This is a genomic window from Rummeliibacillus sp. G93, assembly GCF_023515935.1.
Lineage (GTDB): Bacteria > Bacillota > Bacilli > Bacillales_A > Planococcaceae > Rummeliibacillus > Rummeliibacillus stabekisii.
The window spans coordinates 3,141,080-3,160,633 of record NZ_CP097314.1 but is presented as its reverse complement, the minus strand read 5'-3'; the positions used below and the strand labels follow the sequence as shown (position 1 = coordinate 3,160,633).

Below are 19,554 nucleotides of genomic sequence, written 5' to 3'. Positions count from 1 at the left end.
GATTAAAATTGGACTTTATCTCCCTGTACCCACACCTCTTGGATATGTTCTGGGCGTGTATGATACATAATTTTTTGGAAAATATCATATAGTTGCTCATCTGGTGAAAAGATGGGCATTCTTGCAGATGACATAGTAGTATCAATAATTTGAATATCCCACGAGTAATTTTTTTCGATTTTCCCAATAGGTAAACTTAAGCTTTCGCCTCCGCCGGCTGTTGCCAGATAAAAGGCTTCATCGATGGTTAAGCGAGAATGAGGTACGCCCCGCTCACTGGCTGGTATAGAAGGGTTTACACCATCTTCTAGCATCCGTGATGAAATAATTGATTGAATGGTATTGGCATATATGCTTGGCGTAGCGCCAGCAGAGATATCTGTTCCTAAGCCAATATCCACTCCTTTTTCTTGCAGATGTGCTACAGGCAATACGCTATTGGCAAAATAGGCATTGGATAAGGGACAGTGGCTAATGGCCGTTCCTGTTTTTGCGAATAGTGAGGCGTCTTCATCGTCTAAGAAATTACAATGTGCCATCACTGATTTATCTTTTAGTAATCCAAAATCATTGAGTGCAAAGGCATCATGTTTTGAAAAACGTTCTTGTACATAATTGTGTGCCCAATCACTTTCACTGCAATGCGATTGGATATAGGTATCATATTTTTCGGCTAATTTTCCCAATCCTGTCAGTACTTCATCTGTACAGCTTGGGATAAATCGAGGGGTCACCACAGGGTACACGCCTTGCTTGGTTTCCTTTGAAAGATGATTGACTTCAAGAATAAATTCTTCTGTATCAGCTAATGCCGTTTTGGCATCTTGATCTCGGTAAAAATCGGGATTTTGTGTTGGATCGTCCATCACCACTTTACCTACTAATCCGCGTTGTCCCTTTTTTGCACATATTGTCGCGAGTAATAAGCTTGCTTCTTTATGGATAGTAGCGAAGTAAAGAGCTGTTGTTGTTCCGTTCTTAAGCAATGTTGTAACTAAATCATCATAAACAAGCTCTGCAAATTCTAGATCAGCAAACTTTGCTTCGAGTGGGAAAGTATACGTATGGAGCCAATCATATAGAGGTAAATCAAGGGCTGTTCCTGATTGTGCCCATTGCGGTGCGTGAACATGCAGGTCGACAAAACCAGGTAAGATATATTGCCCTGCCGCTAATGTGTGGAAATTGTCATTATCTTGATAGGCATCTACCAACCTAGAATACTCATCGTGTGTAGAATTGAAAATATCCTCAATCAAGCCGTTTTCATTAATGCAGAAGAGATGGTCTTTTAAGATGGCTACTTTTTTATTTGTTTCACTTGTAAAAGCAGTTCCTTTGAAAATATACGTATATTTATCCATATATACCTCCATAAAGTTCGTCTTTTTGTTTATATTTTGATTATAAATGATTAGTTGGCTAAATACTATTACAAAAAAGCGAAAGTTTGTTTTGATAGGTTAAATCCTTATATGGTGTAGGTTTGAGTTATTTTAAGACATTGCTGACTAAAAACTTATTAAAAAATATACTTGCAATTCATAGGGTGAGTGCTATACTTAGCCCATAAAATTATATAAGTTGTTTTTCATATAATCGTGAGAATATGGCTCACAAGTTTCTACCTGTTTACCGTAAATAAACTGGCTATGGAAAGCTTTGAAAAGATAAATCGTCTATAGGAACGTTTATCTTCTCTTTCGAATTCTCATTTTTTTGAACTCGGATTACATGGCTTTCTACGAAGGTAGAGGTATGTAATCCGAGTTTTTTATTTTGATGAATTATATGGGTTGATTTATTACAGGAGGATTGATGATGGGAAGTATAACGAGAGAATTAGAAACAGGGAGAACAAAAAGAGTTATTGTGGACCGGAAAAGGGGAGGCGCTGCTGCTCAAATGCTTCTTCTCGGCTTGCAACAAGTAATGGCAATGGACCTTTTTATTCCGCCGATGATCCTAGCAGGCATGCTTTCTTTTTCAGTAAATGATAGTGCGCTATTAATTCAAATGACATTTATTGCATGTGGACTGGCGACATTAATTCAAGCAGGGCTTGCAATGAAGCTTCCTGTCATGCAAGGGCCCTCATTCGTTCCGATCAGCGCGCTTGCTGCCATTGGGACAACCTCGGGAATCGGTACAATGATTGGAAGTTTAATACCTGGTGCTTTGCTGATAGGCTTGCTAGGTTATCCGCTGCAGCTGTTCAGTAAGGCAGTAAGAAGGTTTATTCCTCCTTTAGTAGCTGGCACGGTTATTGTTATTGTCGGTATTTCGTTAATGCCTAGTGCCATTCATTCGATTTATACTGCGCAGGGCAGTTTAAGCTCAAATATGATTGTAGCGATTGTAACAGCTGCTGTTCTAATTTTCTGTATGTATATTGGCGAAAAGTCAAAAACAAAACTTCGCTTTATCAAAGTAATTTCCGTTATTTTAGCGCTTGCCAGCGGCTCTCTTGTTGCATCCTTTTATGGGTTGATTGACTTTTCTTCTGTAGAGAAAGCGTCGTGGTTTCAGTTGCCAACTCTCTTTGCATTCGGAATGCCCACGTTTAATATCAACGCCATCCTTATTATGTTGGCCATCTATTTGATCGTCATGATTGAAACAACCGGTACTTGGTTTACAGTTAGCAATATTACGGGTGACAAGCTAGATGACAAGCGATTAAACGGTGGGGCATTGGGCGAAGGATTGGGATGTTTTTTGGGCTCCTTCCTCGGAGGTACTCCTGTCACTGGTTATTCTTCGAATGCCGGCATTATTGCGATTACAGGCATTAAAAGCCGAAAACCGATCCTAGTAGGTGGTGCCATCTTAATCGTTCTTGGGATGATGCCAAAATTAATGAACTGTATTGCATGCATTCCATCTGTTGTAGTCAATAGTATTTTTGCCATTCTTTGTGTAGTAATTATGATGAATGGATTTAAAGTGATAAAAGAAGTGCCGTTTACAGAAAGAAATATGTTAGTAATAGGTGTTTCTATTATGGCTGCTTTGTTTGCAGTATTAATGCCAGCAGATATATTGGCTCAGCTACCAGACCTAGCGACATATTTTGTTGCATCAGGCACTGCTGTTGGTGCAGTTACTGCATTGTTATTAAATTTAATCTTGCCGGAAAGTATAGAAGATCATAAGGAATCAAACGAGGTACAGACAAATTTAAATTAGTGGGGGAATTGAAGATGCGTCAAGATTATCTATGGAATGAATGGCATCCTGTATGTATTGCAAATGAAGTGGAAGATGCGCCAAAGCAGGTTTTTGTACTAGGTGAACGCGTCGTTGTCTTCCGTAACGAAGAAGGAGTGCATGCATTTAAAGATTTATGCATTCACCGCGGGGCAGCGCTGTCTCTTGGAAAAGTAAAAGATGGGAATATTGTTTGTCCTTATCACGCATGGGAATATAACAGCCATGGCGATTGTACAAAAATTCCTGCGTTACCATGCGGGAAGGCAATTCCTAGCAAGGCTAAGGCTACAGTGTACCATTGCCAAGAACAGTATGGTTTGATATGGGTATGCTTAGGTGAAGAGCCTGCTCCGATGATTCCTTACCTTGATTATAGTCGTGAGGAATATAAGACAGTCATCTGCGGGCCATATGATGTAAATGCAAACGCGCCTCGAATTATTGAAAACTTCTTAGATGTGTCTCACCTTATGTTCGTTCATGGCGGCATGCTTGGAGACGAAGACCATGCTGAAGTTGATAATTATACCGTTTCTTTTGAAGACAATCGATTTATTACGAGTAAAATACCAGTATATCAACCTAATCCTGATGGACGTTCAAAGGGCGGTTATACTGACTATGTTTATGAGATTTTAAATCCAACTACTGCACGGTTTACAAAAACATCAAAAGAATCAGAGGATGAATTAACGATTCTCGTTTGTGTAAATCAAGAAGATCATGAAAAAACTAAAGCCTTTATGCTTTTAACAAGAAACTATGATTTAGATCAACCAGATGCATCTTTTGTAGAATTTCAAGATTTAATCTTTGCTCAGGATTTGGATATCGTAGAAAGCCAAAAGCCTGAACTCCTACCATTAGATTTACAAGCGGAAATGCATCTTAAATCAGATGCCTTAACTATTGCTTATCGCAGATGGCTACAAGAGCTTGGTGTAGAGAACGGGACGATTGCCCTCATCGATGAAAAACGAAACAATAGAAAAAAGGTTTTACATTAAGGGAAGAAGTCAGTTATACGCCGTGGAGGCGATAGCTGACTTCTTTTATCTACATATATAAAGCTGCTAAGCAAATACCCATTGCCCTTTTATAAATATAGCTGAATTGTTCAATAGGTAGCGGGTTTGTACCATAGCCAAGTTCCACAGTAAAACCAGGCCTTCGCCATTCTTGTATATACCAATCTTTATAGCCCGCATCGCTATTTACATTTCTGACAGCCTTGTACCCGCTGACTTTACAGAGTTCTTTCACGATGGTTTTTGATTCTTTGGGTTCACAATGATGATAACCCCAATAGATTTCCTCACCTTGTGTGTGGAATGCCAATACACGATCAAAGTCTCGCTGTTTAGTCAACACAGCGATAGCAATAGATTCGGGTTCTGTTAGCGGAAGTTCACCACCATAGTCTCGGGGACCTGGCAGTTGAGGGGCTCTGGATTTTTCAATTTCCCAATTGGCGGGGAATTGATCGTTTAAATCAACACCGTTTATATTAGCTTTCCATCCAGTAAAATCAGTTGATTCATTATTTAAAGCAAGCAGATATTTTCCCCATTCTTGATCATCCGGAGGGCCGTTTAATACCAGATTGACTCCGTCAGGATTGACCATCGGCACAATGGAAAGAGTTGTTTGCATATAAAGAGTGAGGGGGTTTGTCTCTCTCAAATCTGTTTTATTCATTAAGGCTAAAAGATAATCGTCTAAAAAAGACAAAAGAAATACAGTGGTAATCCACTCATTGCCATGGAAAGATGCATTGAAGTGAACCTTTTTAGGGCCTTTCCCAATTTGAATTTCTTTTAATGGATCATTTAATACAGAATAGCCAATTGTTTGTTGCTTTAGAAAAGGATAAATTTGAAACAGTGCTTGAAGATCCTTCCTCATTTTGGCTGAATCGTAGTGGTCTTTATCGCGTATAGTTCGCCAAGTCACTTTTTGGGGGAGTGCAATTTTTTGGCCCACAGTTAATGAGGTATTTTCATGTAAGTCTAGATTTACACAAAGAATAGCTTCACAGGGAATTGTGAATTTCCTAGCAACTTGTTTTAAGGTTTCCTCCTGCTTGGCTATATAGTGATTTAAAGTGAATCCAGGTATTTGTAATCTTTCATTATCGCCTAAATCATTTGTTTCAAGGCGAGGGTTGGAATCAATTATAAGAGCAAGAGGTACATCAAATAGTTGGCTATAATACCAAAGTGAATGGCCAAATCGTGGATATATATACATATGGGTCCTCCCTTTTTGCATGGTCTTAGAGTATATGCAGAGAGGGAGGGAAGTACAATCAGTTACTGCTTTTTCATCACAAATGTTAGATGGCGACCTGCTTTTTTATCCTCACGATATGAAAAGCCTTCATTATTAATATACGTACATGTTTCATCTATGGTAATGTGAGCGCTTGGTACACCCGCAAGCTCGCATTGCCTTTTAACGGTTTGCTGGTTAGAGATATGATACTTATTTGTTTTCTCATTAAAATACATATACTCATCTGCATAGCTCAGATTTTTGAATTGATCATATACATCTTGATCCACTTCAAATTTATCTTGGCTAATAGCTGTGCCAATATGAATATACAGATTTTTAGGGTCACACGTTTCATTCTTTTTCAAATAGTCAATCATTTTCAGAGTAATTTCTTTAATCGTCCCTTGCCAGCCAGAGTGGATAACGCCAACCAGGCCTGTAGAATGATCATAAAGTATCACGGGGACACAATCAGCAGTAAAGGTGCACAGCACTATATTTGATTCAAATGTATATAGTGCATCAGTGTTCTCAATAGCTGTTTCTTTTGCTTTTGCTCCACGACCCACATCGTCTCGAGTGACTTTATAAAAGTTTGGGCTATGTGTTTGGTTGGCACAAACAAATTGATTAAGATCGCAACCGATAGATGCGGCCAACAAGCTTCGATTTTGTAAAATCAAAGAAGGATCAGTGCAACTATGGAGTGCCATATTGCCGTCTTCGGGCATACTTTCATCTTTTAATGAAATGCCTGCAATTAAGTTTTCGTTGTTCATGTATATTTTTGTATTCATTTTATCACCCGCTTCTACTATATTTTAAATACAGCGGAATGTATAGGCAGAGAAGAAAAGAAAAAGCAAAGTGGTGTTTGCCACTCTGCCTCATAGTCTACTATTTTTGCTGTTGGTGAGCGGGAAGAAGTGTAGGCTCGATACCTGTTTTTCTAGTACCTTTTTTCATTGTCTCTCTTTTTTGCCTACACATTTGTTTTTGCCTTTTTCTTAAGACGATTTTCAAAGAGGAATGTTTTGGCAAGATATTTTGCAAAATTTCTCTCCTGTCCTAATAGTTTATTGGCGCTTTCCTTCTCGACCTTCTATAGAGACATTTTGTCTTACAACTACAAACTGTTCACCATCCCACTCTAATGTACTTTGAACATAGCCTAAACGGTCAGCGTGATACCTGCCTGCAATGCTTTGGAATGCCAAGAGACTATAGACACCATCACGGTCAAAATCGATTGGGTATAGGCCGCTTATTGGATCCACCCAACCTTCAATCGGTTCTTTTAATTGGCCATTTGGCTTGTATATTTCTGAAAGATAAGATTTTCCTTTATAAGTAAGATCGATTTTATACTGTTTGGGCGGTGCTGAGCTTGTAACGCGCACTTTAAAGCCGTCTTCATATGTTACTTTATAACTTGATTTGTTATTAAAGCGTTCGTCGTCGAATATTTCTTTAAATACTCCATTTTGATAAGAAAAGATTTTCGTGAAAATAATACCACCGCTCCCACCAGAATCCACGGTTACAAGGATATCCTGAGCTTTGTCCCCAGTAAAGTCACCGAGAAAGATGGTTGGGCTATAACCTTTCATATCATTAAGTGATATGTTAACAGGAATGCCTTGCGAGTGATTCATAATCTGTAGCTCTAGGTTCTGCCAAAGCGGGCTATCAGGTTGCTTTTCACCTGTGAGGTAGACGGTATCTATTAATCCATCTCCCGTAACATCTCCATAAGCTTTCGTAATGATGAGTTGTTGAGAAGGGGTTGTCTGCCGCTGGAATCCATTAGACGTCCACGTTAGTGTATCTAAGTAAGGAGGAAGGTTGTTTATTTTCCATTCAATGACTAAATCCTTTTTAGTGCTTTCCTTCTTTTTTACTGCATATAATCCTGCAATATGGTGCTGTTCTATTTTGAGGTGGACGAGCGGCTGCCACTGGAAATTTATTTGCTTTAGCATAAGAAGAAACGTGTTGCCCCTATAGCTATAGGCGCTAATCAGCTCTTCAATTGAGTCACCGTCTACATCGGCATGCAAAATAACAGGACCTGTTTCTAATTCTAAAATAGCAGCTGTCGGCGGCAAAAAGTAACGTATAAAATGCAAGTCATTATTCATATCAATCCCACCTTTTTAATTCACTTTATGCAGCATGGCCCATTCATATGAAGAGGAAGTGATAGAATAAAAACCTCCTCTATAGATTGTTCTATAAAGGAGGTATCTCTTAATTTGTTTTAAATTCACCAATCATGTTTTGTAACTCTTCACACATATTGAGAAGTTGATTTGCGTTTTCCTCCATTACTTCCATTGAAGTAAGCGTCTCTTCTGTTGAAGCTGCTACCTCTTCAGATGCTGCTGCATTGTCTTTTGCATGATCATTTAATGTAATAGCAGTAGCCGATACTTCTTGAATAGAGGCAGAAATTTGCTCTGTAGTAGCCGAGACATTTTCAATTTTTGGTGTAATTTCTTGCATGCTTGAAATAATAGCTTCAAATTGCATTGCTGTCTGTTTGGAAATGCTTAATCCTTCTTGAACGTTTTCTAGAGTCGAAGCCATATTTTTTACAGCTTCTGATGAATCTTGCTGTACCGCGTGGATAAGATTTGCGATCTGTGATGCAGACTGTTGTGAGCTTTCTGCAAGCTTGCGTACCTCTTCTGCCACTACAGCAAAGCCCTTGCCATGTTCACCTGCGCGTGCGGCTTCAATCGATGCGTTTAATGCAAGCAAGTTAGTTTGACCAGCAATATCGCCTATGATATCTAAGATTGCACCAATCTCCTTAGTACGATCATATAGTGACTTTATTTTTATATCCGTAGCAGATACAGAATGATGGATTGAATCCATTTGATTCACTGTATGCTGGATGGATTCTTCGCCTGTTTCTGCTTGTTCTGTCGCTTGTGAAGATAAAACAGCGACTTCATTAATGCTTTCTGTAATATGGCTGATGCCATGAGAGATTTCTTCAACAGCAGTAGCGTTTTGCTCAATGCCAGTTGTCTGATTTTCTGTATTGATAGTTACTTGCTGCATGGCAGAGGCAATCTGTTCTGAAGCAGCGATATTTTGGCTAGCACTTGCCGATAATTCTTCTGATGATGTGCGGACAAGCGTTGTGCTCGATCCTACTTTTTGAATAAGAGTGGCAAGATTATTCTTCATATCATTGAATGAGCTAGAAAGCTGTCCAATCTCATCCGTAGAAGTGATGATAATCTCCTCTGATAAATCGCCTTTCCCCATTTTAGAGGCACTTTCTTTTAAACGATTGATTGGCTTTATAATAGACCGAACAATATACCAAATGGCAAATGCACCTAATAATAAGAATATAATTTCTACTATAATATCTAAGTAAAGTGTAGATGCTGCCGCTTTATCTGCTTCTGATTTGAATGTGGTGCTGACAACTTTCCAACCTGTTTCATTATTTGTGAGGTATATGATATTGTGTTCTTCTGTCTCTGTCTGACCTTTTGCTTTATTTAATACTTCCTTCATATAAGTTTCTTTAGGAGCTGATCCACTATCTGCCTTCGGATCTGCAATATACTTTCCACCATCACTTAATAAAGAAATAAAACCTAGCTTTCCAATTTTCACTTGATTTGAAATGTCTCTTAAAGCATCAATTTTAATATCAATGCCTATGACGCCCGATCCGTCTGCTAATGTTTTTGTAATAGTTACCACGTACTCGCCAGTTGAAGTTGAAGTGTAGGGCTCCGTAATTGCCACATCTCCTGACTTATCCTTTGCTTCTTGGTACCAAGGACGCTCTCGTGGGTCATAGTCTTTCGGATATGTAGCATAAGGCATACGGATCATTTCGCCTTTTTCTGTACCTACATAAGCCATCGCTGTCTCAGGATGTTCGTTAATATATTGATTTAATATCTTTCGAAGCTCTGAATCCTTTGAAGAATCGATTAAACCTTTAGAAATGTGTTTAGATAAATAAGTTGCATCATGGATTTTAGGTTGAATAGTATTCGTTATATTTGTATTCAACAATTTAATAGTAGAATTAGCGCTATTCAGTTGTTCCTGCTTAATTTGTGATTTTGTGCTACTGTAAGAAATCGTAGCCATCAGCAACGAAGGAATAATCAAGAAAATTGAAAAAGCTCCAATTAACTTAGAACGCAGACTCCAGTTAAATAATTTTTTCACTCGCGTTTACCTCTCTTATACTAAAACTTTGATATGCTGCAAGAAAGTTTAGTGACTACTTTACTCGTTGGAAGTCCGCTGAGCATTCATTAACCAAATTACTTTAAGGGTGCTGATTCCTATCAAGACTTTTGGGTTCACTCATGTTTTTAGAAAAGGTTAAAAGCCTATGCCATGTGGATTTTAGATCCTTTATTTACCTTATTCTGTTATGTACATAGTGCATATGAGTGTCTTTTACCTTAATTGCGAGCTAATTTTATCACATAAAGAATCGTATAGTGATAGTTTTCCAAAATATTTATCGGATAATAGTAAATATTTTTAATAATGGGTAGAAAAAAACCTCTACGATCAGCATATGGCATGACGTAGAGGGCTTTTTTATTTGTCTGATAAAGAAAATTAATATGTTTTATCTCCGTTGAAAATTGAATTTTTTACAATTACATAATCAACATTGCGAATTGCGTCTAGTTTTGTACCGCCTGCATATGAAATAGATGACTGTAAATCTTGTTCCATTTCAATTAGGGTGTCTTTTAAATGCCCTTTATGTTCAACATGCAATTTTTTGCCTTCTACATTTTTACGTTCCCCTTTTTGAAATTCAGATGCAGAGCCAAAGTATTCTTTATATAGTTTGCCGTTTATTTCGATTGTTTCGCCAGGTGATTCTTCATGACCAGCGAATAGAGAGCCAATCATCACCATAGAAGCGCCAAAACGTACAGATTTAGCAATATCACCGTGTGTGCGAATGCCTCCATCAGCAATAATTGGTTTAGTAGCAGCTTTAGAACACCAGCGAAGTGCAGCTAATTGCCAACCGCCTGTGCCAAAGCCAGTTTTAATCTTAGTAATACATACCTTACCTGGTCCAATGCCTACTTTTGTTGCATCTGCACCAGCATTTTCTAATTCTCTAACTGCTTCTGGTGTTCCAACATTACCTGCAATGACAAATGATTGAGGGAGATGTTTTTTAATATGCTGGATCATGTTAATGACTGCATTGGAATGTCCATGAGCAATATCAATAGTAATGAATTCAGGTGTTAGCCCGTCTTTTTCTAATGTCTCAATAAAGTCATATTCTTCCGATTTAACACCAACGCTGATAGATGCGATTAAACCGCGTGCGTGCATATCTTTGATAAAGTCTGCGCGTTGTTCCGGATTAAAACGATGCATGATATAGAAATAGCCATTTTCAGCTAACTGGATTGCTACCTTTTCATCAATAATCGTTTGCATATTTGCAGGGACCACTGGAAGTTTAAAAGTATGTCCGCCAAGTGTCACACTTGTATCACATTCTGATCGACTATTCACAATACATTTTGCAGGAATCAACTGAATATCTTCGTAATCAAATACATTATCCATAAAGGAACACCCCTAAAGTCGAATATTATTTTTTATTTATTTATAAAACGTTCGCCATTTGATAATTTACATTATTTTTAGTTATTTGTAAAGGTCTTTTAGATTTTAGTTATCTTTTTGAAATATAGTTTCTTGTTAGAGAGTAAGGGGTAATTAATAGCATCCTTGTAAGGGATTTTTGAAAGCTATACAGCTATATTGCCTAAAGAAGATTCAATCAACTGACTGAAACACAATAGATACTAAAAAAACAGCCATATTATGGTTATAGAAAAGGAGAAGATTATATGGATCAGCTAGTCGTGAAACCAACCTTTACATTGAAGCAAATTTACGGAGAGGACGCCGTTTATAGCCCAAGACCATCATATAAAGAAAACCCATGGATGTCCCAAGATATGGAACAATTAGACTTTTTAACAGCTAGAGAATTAGTTATCTCAAATTTGCCAACGCTGGTTCATAAAGCCACGCAAACAGACAAAATCAAAGAACTGTTCGAAATAGTAGGGGTAGAAATTCCTGAACAACCCTATCAATATGGAAACCAAGAAGAATATGAAGCTATTTTGCACAAGTGGAGTCAAGAGAAAAAGAAAATAGTTTTCCATTATTTATATGATGAAGATGAAATCAATCGAGAGTGTTATTGGATGGATGCAGAAATGTTTAATTATTTGAACTGTAAGGCCAATATTGATGCTATCATTCCAAAAAAGTATGTCCCTAAACGAGACGTTGTTTGTATAAATCAATTAGAGGAAGAGCTTAAATCATGGAAGCTACCGCTTATTTTAAAACAAGGTGAAGACTTGCCTTCATCAGGGGGCTATGGCGTGATGATTTGTCACACTGACGATCAGCTAGCCGAGGCCATCCACAAGTTTAAAAGTGAAGATGCGAAAATGGTTATTGTTGAAGAGTGTCTTGATATTGAAGAAAATTATTGCTGCCAATACCTTTATTCTAAGGAACTAGGGATAAAATTTATTGGTGCATCAAAGCAAATTACAGATGACAACGGAAAGTACAGTGGTAATGTGCTAGTAGAAAATGTACCGGAAGAAATCATTCAGGCAGGTCGAGAAATTATGGACTGTGGCGTAGAAAAAGGGTTTATCGGTGTAGCGGGGTTTGACCTTGTAATAACAAAGAATGGGCAAGTAAAAGCTATCGACTTGAACTTTAGACAGAATGGTTCTACATCCATGTTATTGCTGCACGAACAACTTGGAAAGCCGGTAAACAAGTTTTTAGCTTACCGATCAAATGATCAACGTGATGCATTCTATACAGCGATAAAAGAGTATGTAGAAAAAGGCGTACTATTCCCATTAGCCTACTATGATGGAGATTATTTCGAGCAAAAAATACCATCAAGATTTACCGGAGTCTGGTATGCAGATTCAATCGAAGAAATTGAACGGTATGAAAAAGAACTTATGGAAAAAAATGTTTTATAAAACGGACCAGAGGATTAAATCCTCTGGCTTTTTTTTGATTTGATTAAGCCCAAACGTATTATTTATGGTAGAATTTTTTAGTAGTAGCACTGTAAAATTAACAAAGAAGATCCTACTTTTAGTAGAAAGAGAACTTTTATTATAGATGAACAATAATAACCAATTGATAATTAGATATAGAAAATTAAATGAATATGGGGAGAAAACCAATGAAGAGCTGGGAATTTATATTACGCGATTATATGATTGGACGTCCAGTCATTGCTATTCAGTACGATGAGGACGATCCAACAGTTGGAGAAATTGTTGACTTAAATAGAGAGCTTCCTTATGGGCAAATTGAAGTAACAGAAGACGGAAAATTAGCATCACTTTTAATTGAAATGGAAGACATCCTGGAACACAATGATGTGTCACTTGATGAGTATGAAGAATTAACCCAAGAGGATTTAATGGGAATTGCGGAAGATTTTATAGATGAATTCTATCAAAAGGATCTTACTTTCCGCAGTATTTCTGAATGGAATGGTGAATCATACTTGTTAACGTTTGAAGCAAAAGATGTTGCACTAAATCTATTCTTGCCTAATTCAGGTGTGACGTTAGAAATAAATAAACAAGGTTTTATCCTGTCGGCTACTTTTAATCAGTCATATTATCAGTTAGCCTATCCAGATATTCAGATTTCTGCTGAAGATGCTAAGGAAATTCTTTTTGAACAACCGCTTGTCGAACTTGCGATTACAGACTTGAATGGGGAATTACAGCTTCTCTACAAACCAAAAAGCGGGACTTTTAGAGTACATGTAGACGGTAGTCTCCAATACGAAGAAGATTTTATGGAATATGGGGAGCAAAATGCGAATTCCTTTGAGCCCGTTACAGTAACCGAGAGCGTAAAGACATTGCTTGGTGTAACTGATGATATGCAATTGATTGAGGACGGGGCGAATCGTTTTTGGTATACAGGCAATTCGAAAAACATCGATGAAGAAGAACCTGTTATTAAAATTGAAAACATAGATTCTATGTTTATGGAATACGAATCGCTGGTAGAGTGGGAAGAGCAGAAAGAAGAACTGCCAGAAGCTACATTAGCTAATAAAGCAAAAATGTTCCTAGAGGCGATTGTGGGGGATGTCCATGAAAAGTACCTGTTAGAAGTACAGCAAGGGGAAATGGAGTATTCGTCATATGGCATAATAACAGAAGAAGACTTGTCAGAAGAGGAACGACAATTCTTTGAAGAGTTGGAGTTAGAAGAAGAGGATGAGTTTGACGCAGACTTTGACTTTGAGCCATATACAACATTTTCATTTATAAGACAGCATAAGGGTGTCCTATTAAGTGATTACACCATTCATATCAATGTAGGGAAATATACGGGGATTATTCGTGAATGTTCGCTGCTGTTGCCAAACGAAGGGAAGTTAAATACCCTGGACATTGTACCAGTCCTGCCTTTAGAGGAAGCCGACGCTAAATTTAAAGAACAGCTGGAAATGCATCTTGCACGAACTGAGGTCAATGATGAAGAAGATGAAGACCTAATAATATACGATTTGACTTATGAAGCAGAATTTCCAGTTGGAAAAGAAATCATGGCTATTAATGCTATGAGCGGGGAAGTCTATTATGCAGAAGAAGAATATGAGGAAGATTGATGGATAGAATCTTTTAAATTGTTGAAATATTATTGACATACATTCCATCCCTATTGTAGACTGTTTAAAACATAACTAAATATAGCCTCACTTATACGGTGAGGTAGAGGCGCAGTATTTATTAGTTCTTAGTGGAGTTAGAGAAAGCGATGAGTCTAAGAAGAAGGAAATATTGCCGAAGTGTGTAACAAGTTTCTCATTGTTGCATGCTGGGTCTGCAGTGAATAACTGCAGGACTGTCTCAATAAATTTCTATGGTTTATTGAGTTGTGCTATCTCAAATTGGGATATAAGTAGAGGATTTAGGACTAGAATTACGTAGCCCTGAGTTCAACTCGGGTCTATAATTCTAGTCTTTTTTATTTAGAAAAAAGGGAGAGATCAATATGAAAAAAATAGGAACACTGTTATCAAGTATTTTACTAATTGCTGTGTTAATTTTAACAGGGTGTAGTTCTAAAGAATCAGGTGATGCAAAGTCTTCAGGCAGCAAAGGAAGCGACACATTTACAGTCGGCATGGAAGCAGGTTATCCGCCATTTAACTGGACGCAAGGTGACGATTCTAATGGTGCGGTTGCCATTCAAGGGAACGCTGAGTATGCAGGTGGGTATGATGTTCAAATTGCCAAAAAAATTGCAGATGGCTTAGGGAAAAAACTTGTTATTTCTAAAATGGAATGGGACGGTTTAGTGCCAGCTTTAGCTTCAGGTAAGATAGATGCAATTATTGCAGGAATGTCTCCTACTGAAGAACGCAAAAAGACAATCGACTTCTCTGACAATTACTACACATCTCATCTAGTGATGGTCGTTAAAAAAGGAAGTAAATATGAAAACGCCACTTCAATTGAAGATTTTAAAGGGGCAAGAGTAACAGCTCAATTAAATACATTCCACTACACAGTTATTGATCAAATTCCAGGCGTAAAAAAACAAACAGCAACGGATAATTTCTCCGCTATGCGTGTGGCTTTACAAGCAGGCAAGATGGATGCATATGTTTCAGAGAAACCAGAAGCAGTATCGGCAACTTCTGCCAATGATCAATTTAAAATGGTTGAATTTAGCGAAGGTAAAGGATTTAAAACAGCGGCAGAAGATACACAAACAGCAGTGGGTATTCCGAAAGATAGCAAATTAACAAAGAAAATCAATGAAATACTAAAAGGCATCTCAGAAGAAGAGCGTACAAAAATGATGGATGATGCCATTAAACAACAACCAGCAGCCAAATAATGCAAAAGTTAACTTAGTGAAAGTCCTCTTCAGCTTTCACTAGCTTTGCATCAATTGCGCTTTAACATGTAACATTCACGCCGAAAGGATATGGCATTGATTAAAGCTTGTTATCCGAGAGACATAAGCATCTGTTAAGGCGCTGTTTGGAGGAGGAAAATAGATGAGTTTAGAATGGTTTATAGAAATTATCGTCAATAACTGGCCAATGTTTTTAAGAGGCGCATGGATGACGTTGCTCATTGCGACAGTTGGTACAATTTTTGGCGCCTTAATTGGCTTAATTATCGGTATTATTCATACAATCCCGAAAAGCAAAAGTAGAGTAAAGAGAATATTTTTAAAATGCATAAGCTTCATTTTAACGGTATATGTGGAATTCTTCCGGGGCACCCCGATGATTGTGCAGGCAATGGTCGTATACTTTGGCTCTGACCTGTTATTTCACATTGATATGGACCGTACATTTGCGGCAATGTTCATTGTTTCTGTCAATACAGGGGCTTACATGGCAGAAATCGTACGAGGCGGCATTATTAGCATCGACAATGGACAATTTGAAGCAGCACGCGCGATTGGTATGAATCATTGGAAAACGATGGTGCATGTCGTTTTGCCACAGGTAATGCGCAATATTTTGCCAGCTACAAGCAATCAATACATTATGAATATTAAAGATACATCAGTGTTAAATGTCATCGGTGTTACGGAATTATTCTTCCAAACGAAGACAATAGCAGGCAATAACTTCCGCTACTTTGAGTCATTCTTTGTTGCCTGTATTATTTATCTGATTATGACGATTATAGTGACACAAATATTGAGATATTTCGAAAGAAAACTTGCCGGCAATGCAACATACCAACTGATAGATAATCAAGAAATGCTGACAGGACAGAAGGCATCTTAATAACAAAGGAGAGGGATTCTATGGAAAACATTATCGATATCATGCATCTCAATAAATCCTTTGGATCACATGAGGTATTAAGAGATATTAACTTTTCTGTTAAGGAGGGTGAAGTAGTTTGTGTGATTGGCTCTTCGGGCTCAGGGAAATCAACACTGCTGCGCTGTATTAACTTGCTTGAATCACCCACTGGCGGAAAGATTTTATATAAAGGACAGGATATACTGGACCAAGGGCATAATTTAAATACATACCGTACTCACCTCGGCATGGTATTCCAGCAATTTAATCTGTTTAATAACTGTGATGTATTAAGCAATTGTGTGGTAGGACCAATAAAAGTGTTAAAGCGGCCAAAGGAAGAAGCGAAGGAAGTGGCAATGAAATATTTAAAGGTTGTCGGGATGGATCGTTACAAAAATGCTCGTCCCCATCAGCTTTCAGGCGGCCAAAAACAACGTGTAGCCATTGCCAGAGCCCTCTCTATGCAGCCTGATGCGCTACTGTTTGACGAACCGACATCTGCCTTAGACCCTGAGATGGTAGGGGAAGTCTTGAAAGTGATGAAAGAGCTGGCGAATCTAGGTTTAACAATGATTATAGTGACACATGAAATGGAATTTGCAAGGGAAGTTTCCGATCGTATTGTCTTCATGGATCAAGGTGTTATCGTAGAAGATGGCAAGCCAGAAGAGGTATTTAATCAACCTAAGAATGAGCGTACAAGGGCATTTTTGCAAAGAGCATAACAAAATACAGGGAACTATTAAATGGTTTCTAGAAATCCAAAATGATTTTCGAAACACCTATTTATTTTCATAAAAGCTCATTGATCAAATGAGCTAACAGTTAGACGATATCCACGCCCTTAGTAGCGTGGATATCGTCTTTTGTTGTTTATATGACTTATAAGTTTCTCCGTATTTTTTCATTCTAGTGCAATCATGGTAATATAAAGAGAATATATTATCTGATTGGAGGGGAATCTCCATAGGCATTAGTCAAAAAAATTGGTTGAAGTCGGAAACGATATGGATGCTATTGATCGCTATTTTAACAGCTGTCAGTAGCGAAATTAAACTCTCTCCCTTTCAAGGCGAACCGTTTCGCTTTGGGGTAGGCAGTATAACTTTTTTAGTGCTTCTGTTAGCTCGGAAACCAAAGTCCGTTTTAAAAACAGGTATTATAACGGGGATAACCGTAGTTCTTTTTCGTCTCATTATTTCAGTTATATTTTACAGTGGCACGTGGGACAATAGTTTTCAAGAACATCTTCCTGCGTTTTTTTATTACTTCTTGTATGTTCTCCTATTTCAATTCATAAAGCTGGAGAAATTTATTGATTCACCATTTAAATTAGGTTTAATCGCTACAGGGATTGAAATTGTGGCGAACACTGCGGAGCATATGCTGAGATACCTTATGTCAGTTACCAATATAGGTATTTCTGATCTGCTCTTAATTGTGATGGTTGCTTTTTTAAGAAGCTTTTTTGTTGTGGGTATTTTTAGTTCAATCATTGCGATGGAAGAGAAAAAACGAGTAGGTGAACAACTATCACTCGACTCTGGCTTATACGTAGAAACGCTCTATTTGCAAAAAATGATGAATCATATCGAACAAATTATGGCTGATAGTTATGACTTTTATCGAACATTGAAAGCTGATAATCAATCAAAGCTTAGTGTACGTGCGCTCCATATTTCCCAGGAAATCCATGAGGTGAAAAAGGATGCACAAAGAATCTTTTCAGGTCTTTCAGACATATCTCTAGTGAAAACAAATGAGGAGTACTATTTATCGAATATTGTAGAATTTGTAGAAAAGGCAAATTTTAAATATGGCGGCATGTTAAATAAAAGAGTGGAACTCAAAACTACTCAGACGGTCGATTTTATCCTATCCCAGCAAAATCCTATTCTAGCCATTCTTAATAACTTAGTTGCAAATGCTGTGGAAGCAATCGAGGACTCTGGCATGATAAGCGTGTCTATATGGGCAGAAGGGAATATGATTCATTTTAAAGTGCAAGATAATGGGACTGGCATTAAAGAAGAAGATATGGATATTATCTTTGAACCGGGTTTTACAACAAAATACAATCAACAAGGCGTTGCGGCTACTGGTATTGGCCTTTCACATGTAAAAGAAATAATCAACATGCTTGAAGGAGAAATTAGGCTCGAAGATCAAGCAGACGGCACAGCCTTTCATATAAGGATTCCAAAGAAAAACATAGAAAAGAGGGTTGAGCAAAGATGAGATACTTTATAGTCGATGACGATGCGGCGAGCCGCCGTATGCTAAAGCAAATTATTTTGGAAGGAGATATGGGGGTCATTGTCGGTGAGGCAGATAGTGGTATTAGTGCTATAGAGTCGATTTTATCCAGTGATCCAGATTTTGTGCTGATTGATTTACTGATGCCTAATTTAGATGGTATTGAAACAATTGAACAATTGCGCAAACAAGGTTTTAAAGGATACTTTATTATGATATCTCAGGTAGAGAATAAAGAAATGGTGGGCCATGCATACGAAAAGGACATTGAATTTTTTATTCATAAACCAATCAACAAAATTGAAGTGCAAAGTATCCTTAAAAAAACGTCAGAGCGTTTTTTATTAAAGAAATCCCTATTGACCATCCGTAAATCACTCTTAAATTTCGAAGCAGAAACACGAGAAGAGTCACATCGAACGATTAAGGATGTGGTTTTCTCCATATTAAATGATATGGGAATCGTTGGTGAAGCAGGTAGCGATGATATTGTAACCATCATTGAATTCTTAGTATCGAGAGAAGATAAACCAAGGCAAATTCCTCCATTAAAAGACTTATATGAAGAATTGGCATGCCGAAAAAAATTAAGCAGCTCTGAAATTATTAAGGAAAGTAAAGCAATTGAGCAAAGAATTCGGCGTACGCTAGTGATTGCTATGAATAATTTAGCAACTTTAGGGGTAGTAGACTATACGAATCCGGAATTTGAGTATTATGCACCTCGTTATTTCGAATTTGCCGAAATACGAGGTTTAATGAACGGCATACAACAGAAGGCTCTAACGCCAAAGAAGATGAAAGTAAATGTGAAAAAATTTCTTCAAGTGCTGTATGTAGATGCAGAAGAAAAATTCAAACACCCGCCACGTTATGATGCATGATGTTATAATTCTCTTTAAAAATTT

At 37.7% G+C, this 19,554-nt stretch carries 15 protein-coding genes and 2 riboswitches; of the genes, 9 read left to right on the top strand and 6 right to left on the bottom strand.

Translation table 11 applies throughout. The features are described from left to right. Positions 1–2: 2 nt before the first annotated feature. Positions 3–1,364 (bottom strand): guanine deaminase, encoded by a 1,362-nt coding sequence (guaD, locus tag M2M59_RS15995; RefSeq protein WP_249775075.1) that lies wholly within the window; start codon positions 1,362–1,364, stop codon positions 3–5. Positions 1,365–1,571: 207 nt separating this feature from the next. After that, positions 1,572–1,673: riboswitch (purine riboswitch) on the top strand. Positions 1,674–1,818: 145 nt separating this feature from the next. Here guaD and M2M59_RS15990 point away from each other — a divergent pair. Then, on the top strand, positions 1,819–3,189 hold the full coding sequence (locus tag M2M59_RS15990) for a nucleobase:cation symporter-2 family protein (RefSeq protein WP_066791052.1): 1,371 nt from the start codon (positions 1,819–1,821) through the stop codon (positions 3,187–3,189). Positions 3,190–3,203: 14 nt separating this feature from the next. Continuing rightward, positions 3,204–4,220, top strand: coding sequence for an aromatic ring-hydroxylating dioxygenase subunit alpha (locus M2M59_RS15985; RefSeq protein ID WP_147197478.1), 1,017 nt, complete (start codon positions 3,204–3,206; stop codon positions 4,218–4,220). A 49-nt stretch (positions 4,221–4,269) separates the two neighbouring features. Here the strand turns inward: M2M59_RS15985 and M2M59_RS15980 are convergent, their stop codons facing one another. From M2M59_RS15980 to guaC, 5 genes are all read right to left on the bottom strand, one after another. Then, positions 4,270–5,463 carry a M14 family metallopeptidase gene (locus tag M2M59_RS15980; protein WP_249775074.1) on the bottom strand — a complete coding sequence of 398 codons (1,194 nt, stop codon included), beginning with the start codon at positions 5,461–5,463 and terminating at the stop codon, positions 4,270–4,272. A gap of 62 nt (positions 5,464–5,525) precedes the next feature. Next, positions 5,526–6,287 carry a peptidoglycan editing factor PgeF gene (gene pgeF, locus M2M59_RS15975; protein WP_249775073.1) on the bottom strand — a complete coding sequence of 254 codons (762 nt, stop codon included), beginning with the start codon at positions 6,285–6,287 and terminating at the stop codon, positions 5,526–5,528. 279 nt (positions 6,288–6,566) lie between these two features. Then, positions 6,567–7,631 carry a hypothetical protein gene (locus tag M2M59_RS15970; protein ID WP_249775072.1) on the bottom strand — a complete coding sequence of 355 codons (1,065 nt, stop codon included), beginning with the start codon at positions 7,629–7,631 and terminating at the stop codon, positions 6,567–6,569. A gap of 109 nt (positions 7,632–7,740) precedes the next feature. Beyond that, positions 7,741–9,702 carry a methyl-accepting chemotaxis protein gene (locus M2M59_RS15965; RefSeq protein WP_249775071.1) on the bottom strand — a complete coding sequence of 654 codons (1,962 nt, stop codon included), beginning with the start codon at positions 9,700–9,702 and terminating at the stop codon, positions 7,741–7,743. Between the two features lie 405 nt (positions 9,703–10,107). Then, on the bottom strand, positions 10,108–11,091 hold the full coding sequence (guaC, locus tag M2M59_RS15960; protein WP_066791038.1) for a GMP reductase: 984 nt from the start codon (positions 11,089–11,091) through the stop codon (positions 10,108–10,110). 287 nt (positions 11,092–11,378) lie between these two features. Between guaC and M2M59_RS15955 the strand changes: the two genes are divergently transcribed. The 7 genes from M2M59_RS15955 (at position 11,379) to M2M59_RS15925 (ending at position 19,530) form a co-directional block, all read left to right on the top strand. Then, positions 11,379–12,554, top strand: coding sequence for an L-aspartate--L-methionine ligase LdmS (locus tag M2M59_RS15955; RefSeq protein ID WP_249775070.1), 1,176 nt, complete (start codon positions 11,379–11,381; stop codon positions 12,552–12,554). 209 nt (positions 12,555–12,763) lie between these two features. Next, a complete protein-coding gene (locus M2M59_RS15950; RefSeq protein ID WP_249775069.1) occupies positions 12,764–14,218 on the top strand; it encodes a hypothetical protein in 1,455 nt (484 codons plus the stop codon). Between the two features lie 96 nt (positions 14,219–14,314). Beyond that, a riboswitch (Lysine riboswitch) is annotated at positions 14,315–14,501 on the top strand. Positions 14,502–14,604: 103 nt separating this feature from the next. Further along, on the top strand, positions 14,605–15,456 hold the full coding sequence (locus tag M2M59_RS15945; RefSeq protein WP_249775068.1) for a transporter substrate-binding domain-containing protein: 852 nt from the start codon (positions 14,605–14,607) through the stop codon (positions 15,454–15,456). Between the two features lie 163 nt (positions 15,457–15,619). Further along, entirely contained in the window at positions 15,620–16,366 is a 747-nt protein-coding gene (locus M2M59_RS15940; RefSeq protein WP_249775067.1) for an amino acid ABC transporter permease, read from the top strand. 20 nt (positions 16,367–16,386) lie between these two features. Continuing rightward, complete coding sequence (locus tag M2M59_RS15935; protein ID WP_305882090.1) at positions 16,387–17,115, top strand: amino acid ABC transporter ATP-binding protein; 729 nt, start codon at positions 16,387–16,389, stop codon at positions 17,113–17,115. Between the two features lie 286 nt (positions 17,116–17,401). Continuing rightward, positions 17,402–18,628 carry an ATP-binding protein gene (locus tag M2M59_RS15930; protein ID WP_249775066.1) on the top strand — a complete coding sequence of 409 codons (1,227 nt, stop codon included), beginning with the start codon at positions 17,402–17,404 and terminating at the stop codon, positions 18,626–18,628. Further along, positions 18,625–19,530 (top strand): response regulator, encoded by a 906-nt coding sequence (locus M2M59_RS15925; RefSeq protein ID WP_249775065.1) that lies wholly within the window; start codon positions 18,625–18,627, stop codon positions 19,528–19,530. The genes M2M59_RS15930 and M2M59_RS15925 overlap by 4 nt, the downstream gene beginning before the upstream one ends. Positions 19,531–19,554: the final 24 nt, after the last annotated feature.